Origin of the sequence: Streptomyces africanus (assembly GCF_030816955.1) — a bacterium.
Classification (GTDB): Bacteria; Actinomycetota; Actinomycetes; order Streptomycetales; family Streptomycetaceae; genus Streptomyces; species Streptomyces africanus.
Genome location: NZ_JAUSYP010000001.1, coordinates 8,308,684 through 8,331,312, shown reverse-complemented (window position 1 = coordinate 8,331,312; position 22,629 = coordinate 8,308,684). Strand labels below are relative to the sequence as shown.

At 70.1% G+C, this 22,629-nt stretch carries 17 protein-coding genes; 3 read left to right on the top strand and 14 right to left on the bottom strand.

Annotated elements, in window-relative coordinates; all coding sequences use genetic code 11:
• Positions 1-63 precede the first annotated feature (63 nt).
• The 4 genes from QF034_RS37915 to QF034_RS37900 are packed head-to-tail and all read right to left on the bottom strand — an operon-like array spanning position 64 to position 4,150.
• Positions 64-831: an SDR family NAD(P)-dependent oxidoreductase gene (locus QF034_RS37915; protein WP_307179181.1), complete on the bottom strand. Its 768-nt coding sequence runs from the start codon at positions 829-831 to the stop codon at positions 64-66.
• Between the two features lie 54 nt (positions 832-885).
• Positions 886-1,890, bottom strand: coding sequence for a transketolase family protein (locus QF034_RS37910; RefSeq protein ID WP_307179180.1), 1,005 nt, complete (start codon positions 1,888-1,890; stop codon positions 886-888).
• Complete coding sequence (locus tag QF034_RS37905; RefSeq protein WP_307179179.1) at positions 1,887-2,777, bottom strand: transketolase; 891 nt, start codon at positions 2,775-2,777, stop codon at positions 1,887-1,889. The genes QF034_RS37910 and QF034_RS37905 overlap by 4 nt, the downstream gene beginning before the upstream one ends.
• Positions 2,778-2,797: 20 nt before the next feature.
• Positions 2,798-4,150 (bottom strand): MFS transporter, encoded by a 1,353-nt coding sequence (locus tag QF034_RS37900; RefSeq protein WP_307179178.1) that lies wholly within the window; start codon positions 4,148-4,150, stop codon positions 2,798-2,800.
• Positions 4,151-4,350: 200 nt separating this feature from the next.
• Between QF034_RS37900 and QF034_RS37895 the strand changes: the two genes are divergently transcribed.
• Positions 4,351-5,037, top strand: coding sequence for a GntR family transcriptional regulator (locus QF034_RS37895; protein WP_307179177.1), 687 nt, complete (start codon positions 4,351-4,353; stop codon positions 5,035-5,037).
• A 244-nt stretch (positions 5,038-5,281) separates the two neighbouring features.
• Here QF034_RS37895 and QF034_RS37890 read toward each other — a convergent pair whose 3' ends face one another.
• Positions 5,282-6,424, bottom strand: a complete 1,143-nt coding sequence (locus QF034_RS37890; protein WP_307179176.1) for an aromatic ring-hydroxylating oxygenase subunit alpha — start codon at positions 6,422-6,424, stop codon at positions 5,282-5,284.
• 193 nt (positions 6,425-6,617) lie between these two features.
• On the opposite strand from QF034_RS37890, the gene purU reads away from it, so the two are divergent.
• Together purU and QF034_RS37880 are read left to right on the top strand one after the other, a co-directional pair.
• The gene (purU, locus tag QF034_RS37885) at positions 6,618-7,490 is read left to right on the top strand and encodes a formyltetrahydrofolate deformylase (protein ID WP_307179175.1); all 873 of its coding nucleotides are present in this window, start codon (positions 6,618-6,620) and stop codon (positions 7,488-7,490) included.
• Positions 7,491-7,638: 148 nt separating this feature from the next.
• Positions 7,639-8,385: an IclR family transcriptional regulator gene (locus QF034_RS37880; protein ID WP_307179174.1), complete on the top strand. Its 747-nt coding sequence runs from the start codon at positions 7,639-7,641 to the stop codon at positions 8,383-8,385.
• 93 nt (positions 8,386-8,478) lie between these two features.
• Here the strand turns inward: QF034_RS37880 and QF034_RS37875 are convergent, their stop codons facing one another.
• The 9 genes from QF034_RS37875 to QF034_RS37835 form a co-directional block, all read right to left on the bottom strand.
• Positions 8,479-9,084, bottom strand: coding sequence for a sarcosine oxidase subunit gamma (locus QF034_RS37875; RefSeq protein ID WP_307179173.1), 606 nt, complete (start codon positions 9,082-9,084; stop codon positions 8,479-8,481).
• Positions 9,077-12,400: a sarcosine oxidase subunit delta family protein gene (locus tag QF034_RS37870; protein ID WP_307179172.1), complete on the bottom strand. Its 3,324-nt coding sequence runs from the start codon at positions 12,398-12,400 to the stop codon at positions 9,077-9,079. The genes QF034_RS37875 and QF034_RS37870 overlap by 8 nt, the downstream gene beginning before the upstream one ends.
• Positions 12,401-12,420: 20 nt before the next feature.
• Positions 12,421-13,653, bottom strand: a complete 1,233-nt coding sequence (locus QF034_RS37865; RefSeq protein ID WP_307179171.1) for a sarcosine oxidase subunit beta family protein — start codon at positions 13,651-13,653, stop codon at positions 12,421-12,423.
• Positions 13,650-14,933 (bottom strand): serine hydroxymethyltransferase, encoded by a 1,284-nt coding sequence (glyA, locus tag QF034_RS37860; protein ID WP_307179170.1) that lies wholly within the window; start codon positions 14,931-14,933, stop codon positions 13,650-13,652. Before glyA ends, QF034_RS37865 begins: the two co-directional genes overlap by 4 nt.
• A complete protein-coding gene (locus QF034_RS37855) occupies positions 14,930-15,790 on the bottom strand; it encodes a bifunctional methylenetetrahydrofolate dehydrogenase/methenyltetrahydrofolate cyclohydrolase (RefSeq protein ID WP_307179169.1) in 861 nt (286 codons plus the stop codon). The genes glyA and QF034_RS37855 overlap by 4 nt, the downstream gene beginning before the upstream one ends.
• Before the next feature lie 90 nt (positions 15,791-15,880).
• Positions 15,881-18,319: a GcvT family protein gene (locus QF034_RS37850; RefSeq protein ID WP_307179168.1), complete on the bottom strand. Its 2,439-nt coding sequence runs from the start codon at positions 18,317-18,319 to the stop codon at positions 15,881-15,883.
• A 226-nt stretch (positions 18,320-18,545) separates the two neighbouring features.
• Positions 18,546-19,508: an ABC transporter substrate-binding protein gene (locus QF034_RS37845; protein ID WP_307179167.1), complete on the bottom strand. Its 963-nt coding sequence runs from the start codon at positions 19,506-19,508 to the stop codon at positions 18,546-18,548.
• 13 nt (positions 19,509-19,521) lie between these two features.
• Complete coding sequence (locus QF034_RS37840) at positions 19,522-21,522, bottom strand: ABC transporter permease (RefSeq protein ID WP_307179166.1); 2,001 nt, start codon at positions 21,520-21,522, stop codon at positions 19,522-19,524.
• On the bottom strand, positions 21,522-22,610 hold the full coding sequence (locus tag QF034_RS37835) for a quaternary amine ABC transporter ATP-binding protein (RefSeq protein WP_307179165.1): 1,089 nt from the start codon (positions 22,608-22,610) through the stop codon (positions 21,522-21,524). The genes QF034_RS37840 and QF034_RS37835 overlap by 1 nt, the downstream gene beginning before the upstream one ends.
• Positions 22,611-22,629: the final 19 nt, after the last annotated feature.

The window sequence follows — 22,629 nt, the reverse complement described above, 5'->3', positions numbered from 1 at the left end:
GATCGGATGACTGAGTGAAGCATGTTCCCGGGCCGTGCCGTCACCCGGTCGCTTGAGGTCTCCTCAGTGGATGTGGGACCCGCCGTTGACGTCGTACGTCGCGCCGGTGAGGTAACCCGACTCGGGCCGGGCCAGGAAGGCGATGACGTCGGCCACGTCCTCGACATCGCCGATGCGGCGTACCGGAACGTCCGCGATCATGGCGGCCTTGCGCTCCTCGTCCAGCTTCCCTTGTGTGATGTCGGTGTTGATCAGGCCCGGGGCCACGGAGTTGACCGTGACTCCGGACGGGCCGAGTTCACGGGCGAGGGCCCGGGCGAAGCCCAGGAGTGCGGCCTTGGCCGCCGAGTAGGCCACTCCCCCGAACACTCCGCCACCGCGCTCGGCGGAGACGGACGACAGGAAGACGATGCGGCCGAAGCCCCGCTCGGCCATCCGGCCGGCCACGCGGTGGGTGACCAGGAAGCTCCCGCGGACGTTGACCTCGAAGATCCGGTCCCACTCCGTGGGCGTGACGTCGACGAAGCGGGTCGGGGACGTGATCCCCGCGTTGTTGACGAGGGCTCCGATCGGCGGGAGTGCTGCTTCGATCTCCCCGATCGCGGCGTCGACCGCGTCGGCGTCGGTGACATCCGCCGCGAGCCCCAGGGCTTTCACCCCGTGCCGGTCGGCGACCTCCCGGGCGGTGTCCTCGGCGGCCTCCTTGTCCAGGTCGAGGACGGCGATGTGGTAGCCGGCGGCGGCCAGGGCGTGCGTGGTGGCGCGTCCGATGCCTCGCAGGGATCCCGCCCCGGTGACGACTGCGGTGCGGGGGGTGTGTTCGGTGACCATGGGGTCCTCCTGAGGAGTGGGAAACGGGGTGAGCCTCGACGACCTGCGCGGTCCTCAGAGTTCGCGGCGGACGCGTTCCTTGATCGCCGCGACGGAGAGGCCATAGCGGTCATGGAGGGTGGGCAGCGCGCCCGCGGCGAGGAATTCGTCCGGCAGCCCGATCGGTACGAGGCGTGCCGTTTGCCGTGCGAAGGCCAGGCAGGACGCCACGGACTCCGCGAGGCCTCCGACGACGCTGTGGTTCTCGAGGGTCACCACCAGGCGTCCCATCGCGGATTCCCGCAGCACCGTCTCGCGGTCGAACGGCTTGATCGTCGGCACGTGGAGGACGGCGACGTCCACATGGTCGTCCTCGAGTTCCTGGGCCGCTGTCAGGGCACGGACCGTCATCAGTCCGGTCGAGATGAACAGCACGTCACGGCCACCACGCAGCTCCGCCGCCTTGCCGAGTTCGAACCGGTAGTCGTACTCGTCCAGGACCGTGGGCACGGCTCCGCGCAGCAGCCGCATGTAGGTGGGACCCGGGTGGGCCGCCAGAGCCGGCACGGCCTGCTCGATGTCCACTGAGTCCGCCGGGTCCACGATCGTCAGGCCGGGCATGCCGCGCAGGATGGCCAGGTCCTCGGTCGCCTGGTGGCTGGGGCCGTAGCCGGTGGTCAGGCCGGGCAGGGCGCCGACGACGTTGACGCCCAGCTGGGGCTCGGCGATGTCGAGGCAGAGGAAGTCGTAGGCGCGGCGGGTGGCGAAGACGGAGTAGGTGGAGGCGAACGGGGTCAGGCCCACCTCGGCCAGCCCCGCGGCCGCACCCAGCATGACCTGTTCCGCCATGCCCATCTGGAAGAAGCGGTCGGGGTGGGCCTCGCGGAAGACGTGCATGTCGGTGTACTTGGCCAGGTCCGCGGAGAGTCCGACCACGTCGGGGCGTTCGTCGGCGAGCCGGGCCAGCGCGTGTCCGAAGGGGGCCTTGGTGGTGCGCTGTCCCTCTTCGGCGATCGAGGCGATCATCGCGGAGGTGGTGAGCTTGCGCTGGGCGACCTGGGTCGGTGCCGGGGTGTTCATCGAACGGTTCCCTCTTTCCGGGCGGCGGTACGGTGACGCTCCGTCAACTGCTCGCGGGCCAGCTGCCATTCGTGCTCCTCGACGCGCATGAAGTGTGCTTTCTCCCGGGTCTCCAGCATCGGTACGCCGCATCCGATCCTGGTGTCGCAGATGAGCACGGCCGGTGATCCCCGGTGCCCGCGCAGGCTGTCGAAGGCCGCGAGGAGCGCCTCGATGTCGTTGCCGTCCACGCGGAGGGCGTGCCAGCCGAACGCCTCCCACTTGGCCGTGACCGGCTCGGTGCGCAGCACGCCCTTGGTCGGGCCGTCCGCCTGGAGGGCGTTGACGTCGACGATAGCGGTGACGTTGTCCAGACCGTGGTGGGCGCAGGCGAGCGCCGCCTCCCAGGTGGAGCCCTCGTCCAGCTCACCGTCCGACAGCAGGTTGTACACGTGCGCGTCGCTGCCCTGGTGGCGCAGGCCGAGCGCCATGCCGGTGGCGACGCCCAGTCCGTGGCCGAGGGAGCCGCCGGAGATCTCCATGCCGGGTGTGTAGGACGCCATGCCCGACATGGGCAGGCGCGAGTCGTCGCTGCCGTAGGTGGCGAGTTCGGCGACGTCCAGCACGCCGGCCTCGGCGAGCGCCGCGTACAGGGCGATGGCGTAGTGGCCGATCGACAGCAGGAACCTGTCGCGCTGCGGCCAGTCCGGCTCGTCGGCACGGTGGTTGAGGACGTCCTGGTAGACGACGGCCAGGATGTCGGCCACGCCGAGCGCCTGTCCGATGTAGCCCTGGCCCTGGGTCTCCCCCATGTCCAGCGCGTGCCTACGGATGCGGTAGGCGGAGTCCTTCAGGGCGGCGGTGCGCCGGAGGGACGGCACCCCTGTTGCGGGTGCCTGAGTGGACATCACGTTGTTCCTCATCTCTGTCAGTGGGCAGCGGGGAGAGCGGGTTCGGCGGACGCGGTCACGGCGCGGTCGGCTTCCCGGCGCTCGTCGACGCCCCACGTCTCACGCGTCAGCAACGTCGCCAGGAGGCCCAACAGCCCGTAGCAGCTGAAGAGAACCGCGGGCCCGGTCCATCCGGTGGCGGAGTACAGGGCAGTGGCGATCATGGGAGTGAACCCGGAGACGACCGCGGAGAGTTGGTAGGCGAGGGAGGTTCCGGCGGTGCGCGTCCTGGCGGCGAACAGCTCGCAGAACCAGGCTCCTTGGACGCCGGCCAGTGAGTTCTGGCAGACGGCATAGCTGATCACGAAGGTGATCAGGATGAGTGCCGCGGCTTCGGTGTTGACGAGCAGGAAGAGCGGGACGCCCCATACGACGCTCACCGCGCAGCCCAGCAGATAGACCGGGCGGCGGCCGACCCTGTCCGACAGGCGGCCCCAGAGCGTGGTGGCGGCGATGCCGAGGGCGGCGGCGGTGACCAGGGCGGTGAGGCTGGTGGTGCCGGAGACGTCGGGGGCGTCGCCGTCGTCCAGGTAGGACAGGACGAAGGTGACCGAGACGGCGTATCCCGCCGTTTCGGTGATGCGCAGGCAGAAGGCCCGCAGCACGTTGCGCCAGTCGTCCCGGATCACCGCGAACAGCGGGTTCTTGACGACCTCGCCGGACTCCTTGAGGGCCTCGAACTGGGGTGATTCGTCGATCTTGAGCCGGATGAAGATGCCCACGGCGATGAGGACGGCACTGAGCAGGAACGGCACGCGCCAGGCCCAGTTGTCGTCCAGCGTGTGCCGGCTCAGGAGGAAGGCGAGGTTGGCGAGCAGCAGACCCACCGGGAAGCCGGCCTGCGTGATGCCCGTGTAGAGGCCGCGTCGTCGCCACGGGGCGTGCTCGAAGGTCATCAGGATGGCACCGCCCCACTCGGCGCCGAAGGCGAGCCCCTGGATCACGCGGACGGCCACCAGCAGGATCGGCGCCCAGACTCCGACCATCTGGTAGGTGGGCAGACAGCCGATCAGCACGGTCGCGATGCCCATGAGCAGCAGCGATCCGACCAGTACGGGTTTGCGGCCGACGCGGTCGCCGAGGTGCCCGGCGACGATGCCGCCCAGGGGCCGTGCGGCGAAGCCGATACCGAGCGTCGCGAAGGACAGCAAGGTGGCTGACAGCGGGTCGGAGTCGGGGAAGAACACGTCGCCGAAGTAGAGGGCCGCGGCCGTTCCGAAGCCGATGAAGTCGTACGTCTCGATGGTCGCGCCGACTCCGCATCCGATGGCGACTCTCAGGCGCTCCGGCGAACCCTGCGCCGCCTGCTGCGGCGCTGTGAACTCAGCCATGCCGATCCTCCTTGATCGTAGGCGGGCGTCCCAGATCGGGCTGTTGGCTGTCGACTGTTAACAGTCGAGAGTCGATGCTGAGCCCGGCGGCAAGACGTGTCAACCCACCCGGCAGGGATCGGCCCAGAATTGCCGACTGTCAACAGATGACAGCGTCGCGGGCTACTATGATCACTCGTGGAGTTGAAGGGGGTTCGACCGTGTCCGGTCAGGCGCTTTCCAGTCTCACCCGCTCGACGACCCTCCGGGAGCAGGCGCTCGTGGCCCTGCGGACGGCCATCACGACCGGCCAGTACCGCCCCGGCGACCACCTCGGCGAGGTGGAGATCGCCGAGCACCTGTCGGTGAGCCGCGGCACGGTACGGGAGGCCCTGCGCCATCTCCAGCAGGAGGGGCTCGTCACGGCGGGAGCCCGGGGCATGCTGCGTGTGTCCCAGTTGACCCCGACCGAAGTGCGGGAACTCTTCCAGGTCCGGGAGGCGCTGGAGGGACTCGCGGTGGCACAGATCATCGCGTCACCGCGCAGGCAGGAAGCGGCCGAGGCCCTGCGCAAGGCCCTGGAGAAGCTTCACGACGCCTTCACGACAGGCGCGGATCTGGCCGCGAAGGTCGAAGCCGATCTCGGCTTCCATCTCCTGCTGTGTGAACTCTCCGGCAACTCGATACTCCTGAAGACCTGGCGGCAACTCGAGGGACCGATGCGCGTGGTCATCATGAGCGCTGCCGGCGAACGCCGCGATCTGGCCATGTCCGCGACGTCCCACACGCCCATCGCCGACGCGATCGCGCGCGGAGACGCGGCAGCGGCCCAGGAGATCCTGCACGCGCACATGACGTCGGCGATCGAGCAGTTGGGCATCGAGCGCGAAGACGTCCGCGACGCCTGAGCAGTTGGGGGCGCTGTAGAAGCCCGCCTCGTTCAGTGGCGGACAGCGCAGATCGGCATGGTCAGGTGAGTCGAGGGCACCCAACTCCGGGCGATGACGGCGGACGCCCATCTGCGCGTGGGCGTGGCGCAGCCAGGACGTGACCGCGGGAACGCCCGCGGCGTGGTCCTTCGGCGGGCCCACCCGCAGACGGGAGTCACCTGGGTCCTCGGCAGTGCCCCGCGGACACCCCCTAACGAGCTCGTTAGCTCTCCGCGAGGTTCGCGCGGGTGCCCAGGCGGTCCTGGACCCAGTCGTGGAACTCGCCGATGTGGTGCTCGCTGGGCACCAGGACGCCACCCTTGGCGTACAGCCGGGAGCTCATCGCGGGCTGGCAGCGCTCACAGGCGTCGAAGTCCTGCCGGTTGACGCGGTCGAACAACTCCACCGACCGGCTCACGTCCCGGCCGCTTGCCACCACGCCCTTCAGGTACAGCCAGTCGCACTCCACGATCGTGCGGTCGACCGCCACCGGGAACATCCGGTGGAAGATCACGTGGTCGGGCACCAGGTTGATGAACACCTGCGGGCGCACCGTGATCGCGTAGTACCGGCGGTCCTGTTCCTCGGAGACCGTGGGGATGCGGTCCAGGCCCTGCGAGCCGTCCACGGTGAAGCCCTGGACGTCCGAGCCGAACTCGGCGCCGTGCCCCACGTAGAACTGCGCCGCGTAGCCGTCGGCGAACTCCGGGAGGACCTCCGTCAGCTCGGGGTGGATCGTCGCGCAGTGATAGCACTCCATGAAGTTCTCGATGATGAGCTTCCAGTTGGCCTTGACGTCGTAGACGATCCGCCGGCCGACCTCCAGGCTCTCGACGTCGTACCGCTCGATGGACTCCACGTCGCCCAGGCGGGCCACCACGTCTCCGATCACCGACTGCTCGAACGAGGGCGGGTTCTCGGCCAGGCACACCCACACATAGCCGAGCCACTCGCGTACCGCCACGCTCGCCAGGCCGTACTCGGTGCGGCCGACGTCCGGCATCTTGGTCAGGTTGGGGGCCGCGACCAGCTTGCCGTTGAAGTCGTACGTCCAGGCGTGGTACGGGCACTGGAAAGCCCGCTTCACCTCGCCGGACTCCTGCGTGCACAGCTTCGCGCCCCGGTGCCGGCACACGTTGAAGAAGGCCCGGACGGAGCCGTCCCGCGACCGGGTCAGCAGGATGCTCTCGCGCCCGACGTCCACGGTCCGGAAGGCGCCCGGCTTCGCCAGCTCCGACGCGCGTGCCGCGCAAAACCACATGGATTCAAATATGCGTTCCTGCTCCAGGCGGAAGATCTCCGGGTCCGTGTAGTGGTCACCGGGGAGGGTCGCGATCAGGCTCTCCGGCAGGCCGGTCGTAGTCATGGTTCACCTCGGAGTGAAGCGCCTCGGGTGGGGCGAGCGGTTGCCTCATGTGCAACGAGCTTCTTGCTACGCAACTCACGGTGCAGTCCGCCCGAAGCAGTGTCAAGCCCTTGACCGCAGACGGTCGCAGCCTGGACCATGTTGCGTATCAGTCAGCTCGTTGCGTAATACGCACTTCCTCTGGGAGGGCTCCGTGTCTCATGGACCCACAGCCGGCCGCGAGTTCGTCCTCACCCTGTCGTGCCCCGACCGCTCGGGCCTCGTCCACGCCGTCACCGGCTTCCTGGTCCGGCACTCCGGGAACATCCAGGAGAGCCAGCAGTTCGACGACCGGCTGCTGGACCGCTTCTTCATGCGGGTGCACTTCGACGTCTCGGATCCGGGCATGACGCTGGAGGACCTGAAGTCCGGCTTCGCCCAGGTGGCGGAGGCGTACCGGATCTCCTGGCAGCTGTACGAGGCGTCGACGCCGACGCGCACGCTGATCATGGTGTCGAAGTTCGGGCACTGCCTGAACGACCTGCTCTTCCGCTGCCGCACCGGCGCGTTGAACATCGAGGTGCCGGCGATCGTCTCCAACCACCGCGACTTCGAGCCGCTCGCCGAGAGCTACGGAATCCCCTTCCACCACGTGCCCGTCACCCGGGAGACGAAGCCCGAGGCGGAGGCGCGGCTGATGGAGCTCGTCGACGAGCTGGACATCGACCTGGTGGTCCTCGCCCGCTACATGCAGATCCTGTCGAACGACCTGTGCAAGCAGCTCGAAGGCCGGGCGATCAACATCCACCACTCGTTCCTGCCGAGCTTCAAGGGCGCCCGCCCCTATGTCCAGGCGTACGAACGCGGCGTCAAGCTCGTCGGAGCGACGGCCCACTACGTCACCCCGGACCTCGACGAGGGACCCATCATCGAGCAGGATGTCATCCGCGTGAACCACTCACAGGGGCCTGACAGTATGGTCGCCCTGGGGCGCGACGTCGAGGCGCAGGTCCTGGCGCGGGCGGTGGAATGGCACACTCAGAGCCGCGTCATGGTCAACGGCAACCGTACGGTCGTCTTCCGTTGAGGATCCCGCTGGGGGATCTGCTGAGGAACCCGCTGAGAAATCCGCCGAGGAAAATAGCCTCCACCCCCTCACGCCTGTTGCTCATTCCACCTAGAGTTTCGCCATGAGCAACCTCGGCGCTGAGACCGCAGGCGCTCCCAGTGGCGGAGTGCAATCCGTTGACCGTGCCGTCGCCGTGCTGGAGATCCTCGCCCAGCACGGAGAGGCGGGCGTGAGTGAAGTGGCCGCGGCGATCGACGTCCACAAGTCCACCGCCTTCCGTCTGCTCGGCGCGCTGGAAGCGCACGGGATGGTCGAGCAGGAGAGCGAACGGGGAAAGTACCGTCTCGGCTTCGGCGTGGTGCGCCTGGCCGGCGCCGTGACGGGCCGTATCGCCGTCACCAGACACGGGCGCGGGATCTGTGAGCGTCTCGTCGACGAAGTGGGCGAGACGCTGAACATCGCCGTGCTCGAGTCCCACCACGCGATCAACCTCTACCAGGTACGCGGCTCGTCGGCCATCGCCGCGCAGAACTGGGTGGGACGGCTGACGCCGCTGCACTGCACGTCGAGCGGCAAGGTCCTCCTGGCCCACCTCACCCGCGAGGAACGCGACGAGCTCCTCGCCGAGGCCGGTCTCCCCCGTCTGACACCGCGCACGGTGACCTCCAGGAAGAAACTGGAGGCGGACCTGGCCGAAGCCCGTGAACAGGGCTATGCCATCACGCTGGAGGAATACGAGGAGGGCCTCAACGCCCTGTCCGTTCCCGTGCGTTCGGCGGACGGCGAGGTCGTCGCCGCCCTCAGCGCGTCAGGGCCGGCCTTCCGGCTCACCCTGGAGCGGATACACGAACTCGCGCCGCTGCTGGTCGCGGGAGCGGACGAGCTCAGCCGCCGTCTCGGTCATGCGGGCTGAGGTTCACGACAAGCGCGGAACAGGCCCCTCGTGACAAGCGGCGGTCGGTGATCCGGACACCGGATCACCGACCGCCGCTTCACGCTGCCCGCGTCAGCCCGTCCACTCCACGGCCGCGTCCAGCAGCCAGTCCGTCAGGTAGCCGGCGAAGGACGACCGGACCAGCACCCAGAACCCGGCCCGGGGCTCGTCACGGGCGACCAGGACGACCTGCGTGCGGGCCAGGTTCGTCTGGGCGCAGCGCCCCGGGCCGAAGACCCGGGGGTGAAGATCGAGCGAGCAGCCGTGGGCCAGCAGGTCGCGGGCCCGGGGGCCCGCGACGAGGAGCGTGGTGCGCTGAGCCGACACATCGATGACGGACACGGGCTCGTCGCCCGCGGCCTCACGGATCCGGCCCTCCAGGTCCTGCCCACCGCCCGGTGGTCCCACCACGAGCCACTCGTCGGGACCGAGCCACAGCGCGGTCAGGTCCCCTGCGCGGACGACGGTGCCGGGTTCGACGGGGAGTTGGAGGCCCAGCGCCAGCCCCACGGCGTCCGCCGCCGCGCCCTTGGGGTCGAGGCGCACATTGATCTGGGTCAGGAAGGGCAGTTCCGCCAGCCGGATCGCGCCCCCGGAGGCGCGGGTCGCGGCGGCCAGCCGGCCGGCGGCATGCGACAGGGGGCTGCGGAGCGGGGTGGTAACGGCGGTGTCAGCCATCGCGGCGGGCTCCCTCGGGGTCGTAGAGGACGGGGCTCGCGACGGTCACCGGGACCAGCCGGTCGCCCACGGGGGCGTAGAGGCGCTCACCGATGCGGTCCCGGCCGCCCTTGACGAGCGCGAGGGCGAAGGTCCGGCCGAGGGCCGCGCTGCGGTAACTGGAGGTGACGTGACCGAGCATCGGGACGGGCGGCGCGGGCAGCACACCGCCCGCGACCAGGTGTGTGCCTTCTGGGAGGAACGTGCCCGGGTCCTCCGGAAGCAGCCCGACCAGGTGCTTGCGGTCGGGGCGGGCGGTGTCGGCGCGGGCGAAGGAACGCTTGCCGATGAAGTCCTTCTTCTTCTTGGACACCGCCCAGCTCATGCCGAGGTCCTGCGGCGTCACGGTGCCGTCGGTGTCCTGGCCGACGATCGGATAGCCCTTCTCCGCGCGCAGGACGTGCATGGTCTCCGTGCCGTAGGGGGTGATGCCGTACGGGGCGCCGGCCTCGTACAACGCCTCCCACAGGGCGAGGGCCTCCCACGGTGACACGTTGATCTCGTAGGCGAGTTCGCCGGAGAAGCTGATCCGGCACACCCGCGCGTCGGTGCCGGCGACCGCCGTCTCGCGCCACGCCATGAACGGGAAGTCCTCGGCTGCGACGGCGAGTCGGGGGGCGAGCGTGCCCAGGACCTCGCGGGAGCGCGGGCCGACCAGGGCGACGGTGGCCCACTGCTCGGTCACCGACGTGCAGTGGACGCGCAGTTCGGGCCACTCCGTCTGGAGCCACTCCTCCATCCAGTCCAGCACGGCGGCGGCGTTGCCCGTCGTGGTGGTGACCAGGTAGCGGTCCCGGTCGAGGCGGATCACCGTGCCGTCGTCGAAGACCATCCCGTCCGGGCGGCACATCACGCCGTAGCGGATCATGCCGACCTTCAGGGTGCTCATCATGTTGGTGTAGAGCAGGTCGAGGAAGACCCCGGCGTCCGGGCCCTGGACGTCGATCTTGCCGAGGGTGGAGGCGTCCATGAAGGCGACGCCCTCGCGGGCGGCGGCGCACTCGCGCAGCACCGCCGTCTCCCTGTCCTCGCCGTCCTGCGGGTAGTACCAGGGGCGCTTCCACTGGCCGACGTTCTCGAACAGGGCGCCGTGCGCGACATGCCACGCGTGCAGGGCCGTGGTGCGGATCGGGTCGTGCAGGGCACCGCGGTGCCGGCCGGCGAGAGCGGCGAAGGAGACCGGGGTGTACGGCGGCCGGAAGGTGGTGGTGCCGAGCGCGGAGATGTCCACGCCGAGCAGTTCGGCGACGACGCCGCCGGCCAGGACGCCGGAGGTCTTGCCCTGGTCGTTCGCCGTGCCGGCCGTGGTGTAGCGCTTGGTGTGCTCGACGGAGCGCAGGCCGGCACCGGTCGCCCGGGCCAGGTCGTCGACGGTGACGTCGCGTTGCAGGTCGACGAAGCGCGGGGCGCCTTCCCGGCCCGGGACGGTGAAGACCGGCATGGGCGGCGTCTGCGGCATGGTGGCCACCCGTGGCAGGTGGACCTCTTCCGGGGTGTAGCCCTCGGCCTCGATCCCGCGGGCTCCTGCGGCGGCCCCTTGGGCGAGAACTCGCGCCAGATCGAAGACGCCGCTCGCGCCGCCCGCGACCTCGACCGCCTGGCGGCAGGTGTCGGGGACGAAGGTGCCGAGTTCCTCGTCGTGGCGGAGCTTGCCTCCCGCCTGGCTGAACAGGTGCGCGACCGGGTTCCAGCCGCCGGAGACCAGGAGGAGGTCGGCCGCGAACTCCCGTCCGCCTGTTGTCTCTCCGTTTGTCTCCCCGTACGGGGCGACGGTCACGGACGTGAGACGGGGAGCGCCTTCCGTGCCGGTGACGGCGTGGCCCGCCAGCACCTCGATGCCGGCCTGCCGGGCACGCTCCGCCCACTCCCCCGGCTCGGCGCGGGTGTCGACGACGGCCTCGACGGCCACGCCCGCCGCGGCGAGGTCCAGTGCTGCCGCATAGGCGCTGTCGTTGGTGGTGAAGACGACCGCGTGGCGGCCGGGCAGGACGCCGTGGCGGTTGACGTGGGCGCGGGCCGAGGCGGCCAGCATCACGCCGGGGCGGTCGTTGTCCGCGAAGGCCAGCGAGCGTTCGTGCGCGCCGGTGGCGAGGACGACGCGGCGGGCGCGGATGCGCCAGACGCGTTCGCGGGAGACGTGTTCCAGGGCCTCGGCGCCGAGGTGGTTGGTGCGGCGCTCCACGGCGAGGAGGTGGTTGTCGTCGTAGTAGCCGAAGACGGTGGTGCGACGCAGGACGTGGACGTCGGGGGCGGCGTCGAGCCGGGCGGTCGTCTCGGTCACCCAGTCGAGGTGCTCTCCGGTGCCGAGGAGACTGCCGCCCGGTTCCGGCTGGTCGTCGGCGAGGATGACGCGGGCGCCCGAGCGGGCGGCGGCTGCCGCTGCGGCGAGGCCGGCCGGGCCCGCGCCGACGACCAGGAGGTCGCAGTGGGTGTGTACGGCGTCGTAGCGGGCCGGGTCCGGGGCGGTGGCGAGGCGGCCCTGGCCGGGGAGGCCGGTCGCGACGAGGCCGTCGTAGAGCTCGACGGTGGTGGCCGGGAGCATGGGCTCGGGGAACGGGGCCTCGATCTGGACGACCGCGTTGGGTTCCTCGGCGCCGGCCGAGAAGATGCCGCGTGGGCGGCCGAGCTTGATGCTGGTGCCGGTCTGGATGACGCCGTTGGCGAGGAGGGCGGAGGCGAGGGTGTCGCCCTTGTAGCCCTGGTATGCGGTGCCGTCGAAGGTGAAGGTGATCGGGGTGTCGCGGTGGATTCGGCCGTGGGTGGGGTGGCGGAACGGCTGGGTTTCCTCGCCCCCGCCGCCCCTACCCGTCCCATCCTGAAGGGGCTCCGCCCCTTCGACCCCGCTGGGGGCTGCGCCCCCAGACCCCCGCGGGGGCTGCGCCCCCTGCACCCCCATCGGGGCTGCCGCCCCGGACCCCGCTTCGGCCTGAACGGCCTCGTCCTCAAGCGCCGGACGGGCTGGTTGTGCCCGACTCGGCTGGAAAGTGGCTGGACGCGGCTCCACCGTTTCCGGGCGCTCCTCCCCCGCCCGGTACACCGTCAGGATCTCGTTCGTGGACGTGTCCCGCACCGCGTTGAACCAGCGGCGGCAGCCTGCCGCGTGGCTCCAGCGTTCGGCGAAGGGGCCCCTGGGGTTGTCGCGGAAGAAGAGGTAGCGGGCCCACTCCTCGTCGGTGAGGGAGGACGGGTCCTGCGGGTACGGCACATGGGCCTGGCCGCCGTAGTGGAACTCGGCCTCGTCGCGGGGCCCGCACCACGGGCAGGGGATCAGCAGCATGGGTCGGCTCCCTGATGGTCCTAGTGGGCGACCGCGGCCGCGCCGTGCTCGTCGACGAGCGCGCCGGTGGTGAAACGGTCGAGCGAGAAGGGGGCGTTCAGCGGATGCGGTGAGTCGTGGGCGATGGTGTGGGCGTAGACCCAGCCGACGCCCGGGGTGGCCTTGAAACCGCCGGTTCCCCAGCCGCAGTTGAGGTAGAGGTTGTCCACCGGGCTGAGGCCGATGATCGGTGAGGCGTCGGGGCTGACGTCGACGATGCCGCCCCAGGTGCGCAGGACGTGGGCCCGGGCGAAGACCGGGAAGAGCTCCAGGGCCGCCGACATCTGCTCTTCGATGATGTGGAAGGCGCCGCGCTGGGTGTAGGAGTTGTACGCGTCGATGCCCGCGCCCATGACCAGCTCGCCCTTGTGGGCCTGGCTGACGTACACGTGGACCGCGTTGGACATGACGACCGTCGGGTGGACGGGTTCCAGCAGCTCCGACACCAGCGCCTGCAACGGGTGGCTCTGGAGGGGGAGTTCGATGCCCGCCATGGCCGCGAGGACCGAGGTGTGGCCCGCCGAGCAGAGCGCGACCTTGCCCGCCGCGATCGGGCCGCGGGTGGTCCGTACTCCCACGACCCGGTCGCCGACGACGTCGAGGCCGGTCACCTCGCAGTTCTGGATGATGTCGATCCCGGCGGCGTCGGCGGAGCGGGCCAGACCCCATGCCACGTGGTCGTGCTTGGCGATGCCCGCGCGCGGCTGGTAGGTCGCGCCCAGGACGGGGTAGCGCACGTCCTGGGAGATGTTGACGATCGGGCAGACGTCCTTGACGCCGTCCGCGTCGAGCCACTCGGCGTCCACGCCGTTGAGGCGGTTGGCCTCGACGCGGCGCACGCTGTCGCGGACGTCCTGGAGGCTGTGGGCGAGGTTCAGTACGCCACGCTGGGAGAAGAGGATCGGGTAGTCGAGTTCCTCGGCCAGGCCCTCCCACAGTTTGAGCGCGTGTTCGTAGATGCCGGCGCTCTCGTCCCAGAGGTAGTTGGAGCGGATGATCGTGGTGTTGCGGGCCATGTTTCCGCCTGCCAGCCAGCCCTTCTCCAGCACGGCGACGTTGGTGATGCCGTGGTTCCTCGCCAGGTAGTGGGCGGTGGCCAGGCCGTGACCGCCGCCGCCTACGACGACGACGTCGTACGAGCGCTTCGGCTCGGGGTTGCGCCACAGCCAGTCGGGGTGTTCGGGAAGCTCGGCGCCGGGGGTGCGGGGGCTCATCGGGCGTCTCCGTCTTCGGACAGGTGGGGGTAGAGCGGGTGCTTGGCGGCCAGGGCCTCCGTGCGGGCGCGCAGGGCGGGCACGTCCGGCTCCGGCTGGAGGGCGAGGGCGATCACGTCCGCGACCTCGGCGAAGTCCGCCTCGGTGAAGCCGCGGGTGGCCAGGGCCGGGGTGCCGATGCGCAGGCCCGAGGTGACCATGGGCGGGCGCGGGTCGAAGGGCACTGCGTTGCGGTTGACGGTGATGCCGATCTCGTGGAGCAGATCCTCGGCCTGCCGGCCGTCCAGCTCCGACGCGCGCAGGTCGACCAGGACGAGGTGGACGTCCGTGCCTCCGGTCAGGACCCGTACCCCGGCCGCTGCCGCGTCCGCCCGGGTGAGGCGTTCGGCGAGGATGCGGGAGCCGGCGAGCGTACGGGCCTGGCGCTCGGCGAACTCCGGTGACGCGGCGACCTTGAACGACACCGCCTTCGCGGCGATGACGTGCTCCAGGGGCCCGCCCTGCATGCCGGGGAAGACCGCCGAGTTGATCTTCTTGGCGAGATCGGCCTCGTTGGTGAGGATGACGCCGCCGCGCGGGCCGCCGAGGGTCTTGTGGGTCGTGGTGGTCGTGACGTGGGCGTGCGGTACGGGGTTGGGGTGCAGTCCCGCCGCCACCAGTCCGGCGAAGTGGGCCATGTCGACCATCAGCAGGGCACCGACCTCGTCGGCGATCCTCCGGAAGGCCGCGAAGTCCAGCTGCCTCGGGTACGCCGACCAGCCCGCGATGATCATCTTGGGGCGGTGTTCCTTGGCGAGGTGCTCGACCTCGTCCATGTCGACGAGGTTGTCCCCGTCCGACACGTGGTACGGCACGACGTTCAGCATCTTGCCGCTGTAGTTGATGCGCATGCCGTGCGTGAGGTGCCCGCCGTGCGCGAGGTCGAGGCCGAGGACGGTGTCGCCGGGCTGGAGCAGGGCGAAGAAGACGGCGGTGTTGGCCTGGGCGCCCGAGTGCGGCTGCACGTTGGCGAAGCCCGCGCCGAAGAGGGACCTGACGCGCTCGATGGCCAGCCGTTCGGTGACGTCGACGTGTTCGCATCCGCCGTAGTAGCGGCGGCCGGGGTAGCCCTCGGCGTACTTGTTGGTCGCGACCGAGCCCTGGGCCTCCATCACCGCGGAGGGCGCGAAGTTCTCGGAGGCGATCATCTCCAGGGTGGACTGCTGGCGGCGCAGTTCGGCGCGGAGCGCGGCGTGGACTTCGGGGTCCAGCTCCGCCAGGGGTGTGTTCAGCGCGTTCATACGGCGTTCGCGTTCCTCTCGGCGGCCTCGACGACATTGGCGAGCAGCATGGCCCGGGTCATGGGGCCCACTCCCCCGGGCATCGGCGCCAGCCATCCGGCGACCTGGGCGGCGTCGGGGTGGATGTCCCCCACCAGGCCCTGGTCGGTGCGGGTGATGCCGACGTCGAGGACGGCCGCGCCGGGGCGCAGCATGTCCTTGGTGATCAGTCCGGGCGAGCCTGCGGCCGCGACGACGATGTCCGCCTCGCGCACATGCCAGGCCAGGCCCCTGGTGCCGGTGTGGCACAGGGTCACGGTGGCGTTCTCGGACCTGCGGGTGAGCAGCAGTCCGATGGGCCGTCCGACGGTGACGCCCCGGCCGATCACGCACACCCGCGCTCCCGCGAGCGGCACGTCGTGGCGGCGGAGCAGTTCGACGATGCCGCGCGGGGTGCACGGCAGCGGGGCCTCGGCACCGAGGACGAGCCGGCCGAGGTTGACGGGGTGCAGTCCGTCGGCGTCCTTGGCCGGGTCCATGCGTTCCAGTACGGCGCCCGCGTCGAGATGGCGCGGCAACGGGAGCTGGACGATGTAGCCGGTGCAGGCAGGGTCGGCGTTGAGTTCGTCGATCGTCTCCTCGACCTGCCGCTGCGAGGCGTCGGCGGGCAGCTCCCGGCGGAGGGAGGCGATGCCCACCTGGGCGCAGTCCCGGTGCTTGCCGCCGACGTATGCGTGGCTGCCGGGATCGTCACCGACCAGCACGGTACCGAGACCCGGCGCACGGCCCGTGGTCGCGGTCAACTTGGCCACGCGCTCGGCGAGTTCGAGCCGGATGGCGGCGGCGGTCGCCTTGCCGTCGAGGAGTTGTGCGGTCACCTGGGGTTCCTTCCAACGAGGCTGTGGCTGACGCCCCCAAGGGGCGCGGGGAACTGCGCGACCAGCCACGACGAAGCCGCACTCGAAAGCTCAGCCACGAAGACGGGACATGGCGGGATCGAACAGTGGCTCATCGGCAACCACGGCCTCGACGGACTCGTCGAAGTACCCGATGTGCACCACGGTCCCCGGAGCCGCAAGCTCCGCCGGCAGCCACGCATAGGCAATCCCCTTGCCGATCGTGTAGCCGTACGCCGCACTCGTGACGTACCCGACCGCACAGTCACCGTCGTACACCGGCTCCTTGCCCATCACGACCGCCCTCGGGTCCTCGATCGTGAGACACGTGAGCTTGCGCCGCACCTGCGCCTTACGCCGCTCCAGCGCCGCCTTGCCGATGAAGTCGTCCTTGTCGAGCTTGACGGCGAACCCGACACCGGCCTCGTAGGGATCGTGCTCGTAGGTCATGTCGGTACCGAAGGAGCGGTAGCCCTTCTCCAGACGCAGGCTGTTGAAGGCGCCGCGGCCGGCGACGATGCCGCCGAGCGGTTCGGCCGCCTGCCAGAGGGTGTCCCACAGCTTCTGGCCCAGGTCGGCGGTGGTGTAGAGCTCCCAGCCGAGCTCTCCGACGTACGACAGGCGCATGGCCGTCACCGGGACGGAGCCGATGTGGGCGCTCCGGGCGCGGAAGTACTTCAGGCCGGTCGCCGAGAAGTCGGCGTCGGTGAGCGGCTGGAGGACCTCGCGGGCGCGCGGCCCCCACAGGCCGATGCAGCACGTGCCGGGCGTGATGTCGCGGACCTGGACCGTGCCGTCGGCCGGGAGGTGACGGGTGAACCAGTCGAGGTCCAGGTTGCCGTTGGCGCCGACCTGGAAGCGGTCGGGGGCCAGCCGGGCGACCGTGATGTCGCTGCGGATGCCGCCGTCGTGGTCGAGCAGCAGCGTGTACGTCACCGAGCCGACGGACTTGGCGACCTTGCCGGTGCACAACCGCTCCAGGAAGGCGGCGGCACCGGGGCCGCTCACTTCCAGGCGCTTGAGGGCCGTCATGTCGTACATCGCGACGGTCTCGCGGGTGACCTGGGCCTCGGCGCCGACGATGGGCGACCAGTACCGGGCGGCCCAGTCGTTGGGGGTCGGGATGGAACGGCCTTCGACCAGGCCGGCGTTGGCCTCGTACCACTGGGGGCGCTCCCAGCCGTTCGCCTCCAGGAAGAAGGCGCCCAGCTCCTGCTGGCGGGCGTGGAACGGGCTGGTGCGGATCGGGCGCGGGTCCCCCGAGGGCTGGAGGGGGTGGAGGATGTCGTAGACCTCGACGAAGTTCTGGCAGTCGCGGGCCAGCACGTACTCCGGCGAGAGCTGGTGCGGCTCGAAGCGGTTGACGTCGCACTCGTGCAGGTCGAACGAGGAGCAGTGGCCGTCGACCAGCCACTCGGCCATGGCCCGTCCGACGCCCGCGGAGTGGGTGACCCAGACGGCCTCGGCGACCCAGAAGCCCTTGAGGTCCGGGGATTCGCCGAGCAGCGGCAGGCCGTCGGTGGTGAAGGAGAACAGGCCGTTGATGCCCTCTTCGACCTTGGCGTCCTTCGTCGCGGGGAGCAGCGACCGGGTCTCGCTCCAGGCCTCCTCGAAGTCCTCCTCGGTGAACTTCAGGACGGACGGCATGTCCTCGGCCTCCCCCACGGAGAGGATGTCGTCGGCGGAGACCGGCATCGGGCGGTGGCCGTAGTAGCCGATGCCCAGGGCGTCGAAGCGGTCGCGGTAGTAGAGGTCGGCGTCCTGGTGGCGCAGGATCGGGCGGACCGCCTCCTGCGTCTGGCCCGCCAGGGCCGGTACCGGGCCCGTCCAGGCGAGCTGGTGGGCGAGCGGCGTGAGCGGGAGGTTCATGCCGGCCATGCGGGCGATCTTCGGACCCCAGATGCCGGCACAGCACACGACGATGTCGGCGGGGATCTCGCCCTGGTCGGTGAGGACGCCGGTCACCTCGCCGTCGGCCTTTGGTACGTCGAGGACTTCGTGGCGGGCGAGGAAGCGCACGCCGCGCTCGGTGGCCCGGCGGATCTGCGCCTCGACGGCGAGGACCGCCTTCGCGAGGCCGTCCGTGGGCACGTGGAGGCCGGCGAGGACCTTGTCCGGGTTGACGAGCGGGTGCTGTGCGACGCACTCCTCGGTGCTCAGCAGCCGGGACTCGATGCCCCAGGAGGTGAGCCAGCCGTGGCGCCGCTGGAGTTCCGCGACGCGCTCCGGGCTGGTCGCCACCTCCAGGCCGCCGACCTGGAGGAAGCAGGGCTGGCCGTCCACGTCGAGCGAGCAGAACTTCTCGACGGTGTAACGGGCCATCTCGGTCATGGTCTTGGAGGGGTTGGTCTGGAAGACCAGGCCCGGGGCGTGTGACGACGATCCCCCGGTGGCGGGCAGCGGGCCCTGGTCGACGACGGTCACATTGGTCCAGCCTCGCGCGGAGATCTCATCGGCGAGCGCTGCCCCCACGACGCCCGCTCCGATGATGACCACCCGGGGTCCCGCCATCGCCGCACCTCCGACGTTGAAAGCGATGCAGTTGCTGTGTGCGCAACAGAGTTCAGGTTGCGCAACTCAATGTGCCCGCCGTGGACAGGCGTGTCAAGGGGTCCGCGACGCCGGAAAAACCCCGGAAGCGGCGGGGAGGAATCACCGGAAAACGCAGAGGCCCGGCAGGCTGGAGACACAGCCTGCCGGGCCTTTCCGGCGGGGTTCACACAGACAGTCGTGCGCCCTACTTGATCCAGGCGTCGACCTTGCCGCGGTTGGCCTCGACCCACTTCTTCGCCGCGGCCTCGGGCGCCATCTTGTCCACCGCGATGTACTTGGCCACGGTGTTCTGGTCGTCGTTGGTCCAGTTGAACTTCTTCACCAGGTCATAGGCCGGGCTGCCCGACTTGGCGAACTTGGCGCTGACTATCTTGTCGAGTTCGTACACCGGGTAGTCGCAGGCGACCTTCTCGGCGTCGGCGTCGCAGCCCGTCTTGTACGCGGGCAGGCTGACCTTCTTGAGCGGCACCTCGGACAGGAACCACTGCGGCTCGTAGAAGTAGCCGATCACCCATTCCTTGTTCTTCTCGGCGTTGCGGTAGGCCTGGATGAGCGCGGTCTCGCTGCCGGCGTACACCACCTTGAAGTCCAGCTTCAGGTTCTTCACCAGCGCCTCGTCGTTGGTGACGTACGAGGGGTCACCGTCGAGGAGCTGCCCCTTGCCGCCCGACTCCGAGGTCTTGAACTTCGACGCGTACTTGTCGAGGTTCTTCCAGTCGAGGATGTCCGGGTGCGCCTTCGCCAGCCACGGCGGCACGTACCAGCCGATGAGGCCTTTGTTGCCGGTCGGGCCCGCTTCTACGGCGGTCTTCTGCTGGGTGATGTACTTCTTCTTCAGATCGTCGTGGCCCCAGTTCTCGACTACGGCGTCGACCTCGCCCGTCCCGAAGCCCTGCCAGGCGATCTCCTCCTTCAGGTTCTTCTGCTCGACCTTGCAGCCGAGGTCGTGCTCGGCGACGTAGGCGAGGACCGCCGCGTTCGCCTCGTAGCCCACCCAGGGGTTGATGGCGAGGTTGAAGGTGCCGCACTTGCCCGAGCTGCCCGAGCCGCCCGCGCTGTCGTCACCGACCTTCGCGCCCGAGCAGGCCGTGAGGGTGAGGCCGAGGACGGCCAGGCCGGCAGCGCCGGCTCTGAAGTGTCGTGCCATGGTGTGGTGCTCCTTATGCGCCGGCGCGGCGAGCCGCTGCCTGAGTGATCCGGTCGAACATGACTCCGAGCAGGACGATGGCGAGCCCCGCGGCGAGTCCCTTGCCGTACAGCTGGCCCTGTGAGAACCCGGCCACGACGTCGTAGCCGAGGGCACCCGCACCCACCAGGCCGCCCACCACGACCATCGACAGCACGTAGATCAGGCCCTGGTTGGTCGCGAGGGTGAGGGCGCCCCGCGACATGGGCAGTTGGACCTTGGTGATGATCTGCCAGGTGTTGCACCCGGTGGACGTCGCCGCCTCGACGGTGGTCTCGGGCACGGCCCGCACCCCGTCCGCGATGATCTTGATGGCGACCGGCGCCGCGTAGACGACCGCGGCGACGATGGCCGTGAACCGTGTCGCGCCGAACAGCGCGAGGAACGGCACGAGATAGACGAACGGCGGCATGACCTGGGCCGCGTCCAGGGTGGGCCGCAGCAGCCGGTCCACGAGCGCGCTGCGTCCCATCCACACCCCGAGGACGACGCCGAGCAGCATCACCAGCACCGTCGCCACCGCGGTGGACGCCAGCGTCGTCATGCCGTCCGACCAGACACCGGTACCGACGAGCAGGCCCACGCACACGGCGGTGGTGACCCCGGCGCGCCACCCGCCGAGCACCGTGCCGAGGGCGACGAGGGCGGCGCCGACGAGCCACCACGGGGAGTCGGTGAGCACGGTCTGGAACGGATTGAGCAGGCCGTTGGTGAGGGCGTCGCGGAAGGCGTTGGTCAGGCCCGACAGGTTGTCCTGTGCCCAGGTGGTCACATCGGCCGTCGTCCTGGCGATGCTGCTGCCGATGCCGCCGTCGCCGGGGAACTCGGCCGCCCACACATACGTGTGCGACAGGTACGCCAGCACCAGCGCCACCACCGCGCCGCCCGCGAGCAGCTGCCGCCGCCACTTGAGGAAGGGGCTGTCCGAGCCCCGGGCCGTCTCCGCCCGTGCGCTCGCCGCGGTGGTGACCCGGTCCAGCACGATGGCCATGACGACGATGGCCAGACCGGCGTTGAAGGCCGTGCCGACGTCCAGCGACTGGAGGGCCTGGACGACGGTCTTGCCGAGGCCGGGCGCGTCGATCAGGGCCGCGATGGTCACCATGGCCAGGGCGGCCATGATCGTCTGGTTGACGCCCATCACCACGGTCCGCTTGGACATCGGCAGCAGGACCTTGAGCAGCGCCTGCCGCCGCGTCGCGCCCATCGAGTCCGCCGCCTCGACCGTGGTCTGAGGTACGGAGCGGATGGCGTGCGCGGTGATGCGGATCGCCGGTGGCGCCGCGTAGATGGCGGTGGCGATCGTGGCCGAGGCGGGACCGATCAGGAAGAACAGGGTCAGCGGCGCCAGATAGACGAAGGTCGGCATCGTCTGCATGAAGTCCAGGAACGGCGTGACGATCCGGTGGAACCGTTCCGACAGCCCGGCCCACACGCCCAGGGGAATGGCGAACAGCAGCGCGACGAAGACCGCGGAGAGGGTCAGCGCCAGCGTGTCCATGCTCTCCTGCCAGAGCCCTTGCAGGCCGAGGAAGGTGAAGCCGGCCACGGCCAGCAGCGCGACGCGCCAGTTGCCCACGGCCCAGGAGACATAGCCGGCGATGCCGACGACACCGAGCCAGCCGATCTGCGGAACCGGGCGGTCCGCGGGCGGCTGCGAGATCAGCTCCTGGACGAAGGTCACCAGGGTGTCGATGACCAGGCGGATCTCGTTGAAGAAGTAGAGGAAGAGGGGGTTGGAGTTGCGGTCGGCGCCGATCGAGTCGTTGACGTCGTTGAACCACCGGTGCAGATCGGTCAGGTCGGCCGCCGCGAGGGACAGGGTCTGCTTGCCGCGCAGCACGGCGAAGAGCACCAGCCAGAGCACCAGGATCGCGGCTACCACCACGGCGCGGTTGACCGTACGCACGCGCCGGGCGGGAGCGGGCGGCTCCGCGGTCCCGGTCTTCTCCGGTTTCTCCGTCGCGACGGTCATCACGCGTCGCCTTCCTGCCCGGCGACCACCGCGAGGATCTCCTCGTCGCCGACGATGCCGAGCAGCTTGCCGTTCTCGACGACCTTGACCGGCTTCTCGGCGGCGAGCACCGCGCGCGTGGCCTCCTTCACCACGACGTCGGGGCCGAGCTCGGGACCGTCCAGGGGGTCGTCGGGCTCCGCCGGGCGCATGATCCACCGCAGGGTCAGTACGTCACCGCGGGGCACGTCCCTGACGAAGTCGCGTACGTAGTCGTCGGCGGGAGCGCCGACCAGTTCGTCGCCGGTGCCGCACTGGACGGTCCTGCCGTCGCGCATGATGAGGATGCGGTCGCCCAGCTTGAGCGCCTCGGACAGGTCGTGGGTGATGAACACCATCGTCTTGCCGACCTCGTGGTGCAGCCGGATGACCTCGTTCTGCATGTCGCGGCGGATCAGCGGGTCGAGCGCCGAGAACGGCTCGTCGAAGAGGAGCACGTCCGGGTCGCCGGCCAGCGCGCGGGCGAGCCCGACGCGCTGCTGCATACCGCCGGAGAGCTGGTCGGGGTAGGAGCTCTCGTACCCCGAGAGGCCGACGAGCTCGACGACCTCCAGGGCCCGCTTGGTGCGCTCGGCCCGGCCCATGCCGCGTATCTCCAGCCCGAACGCCACGTTGTCGACGACCCGCCGGTGCGGCAGCAGTCCGAAGTGCTGGAAGACCATGGAGAACTTGCTCCGGCGCAGTTCGCGCAGGCGGCCCGCGTCCGCGTCGCGGATGTTCTCGCCCTCGAAGAGGATCTCGCCGGCGGTGGGTTCGATGAGCCGGGTCAGACAGCGCGCCAGGGTGGACTTGCCGGAGCCGGACAGGCCCATGACGACGAACACCTCGCCGGGCGCGACGTCGAAGCTCACGTCGCGCACGGCGGCGGTGCATCCGGTACGGTCCATCAGTTCGCGGCGGGTGAGCCCGCGCAGTTCCTCGGAGCCCGGTACCTGGTCCGCCTTCGGCCCGAACACCTTCCACAGCTCGCGTACGGAGATGACCGGCGTGCCTGCCGCGTCCTGGGGTGTGCCGCGCCGCTGCGGCACCTCGGTCGTTGCTGGGGTCATGTTCGACCTCTTTTCGGCG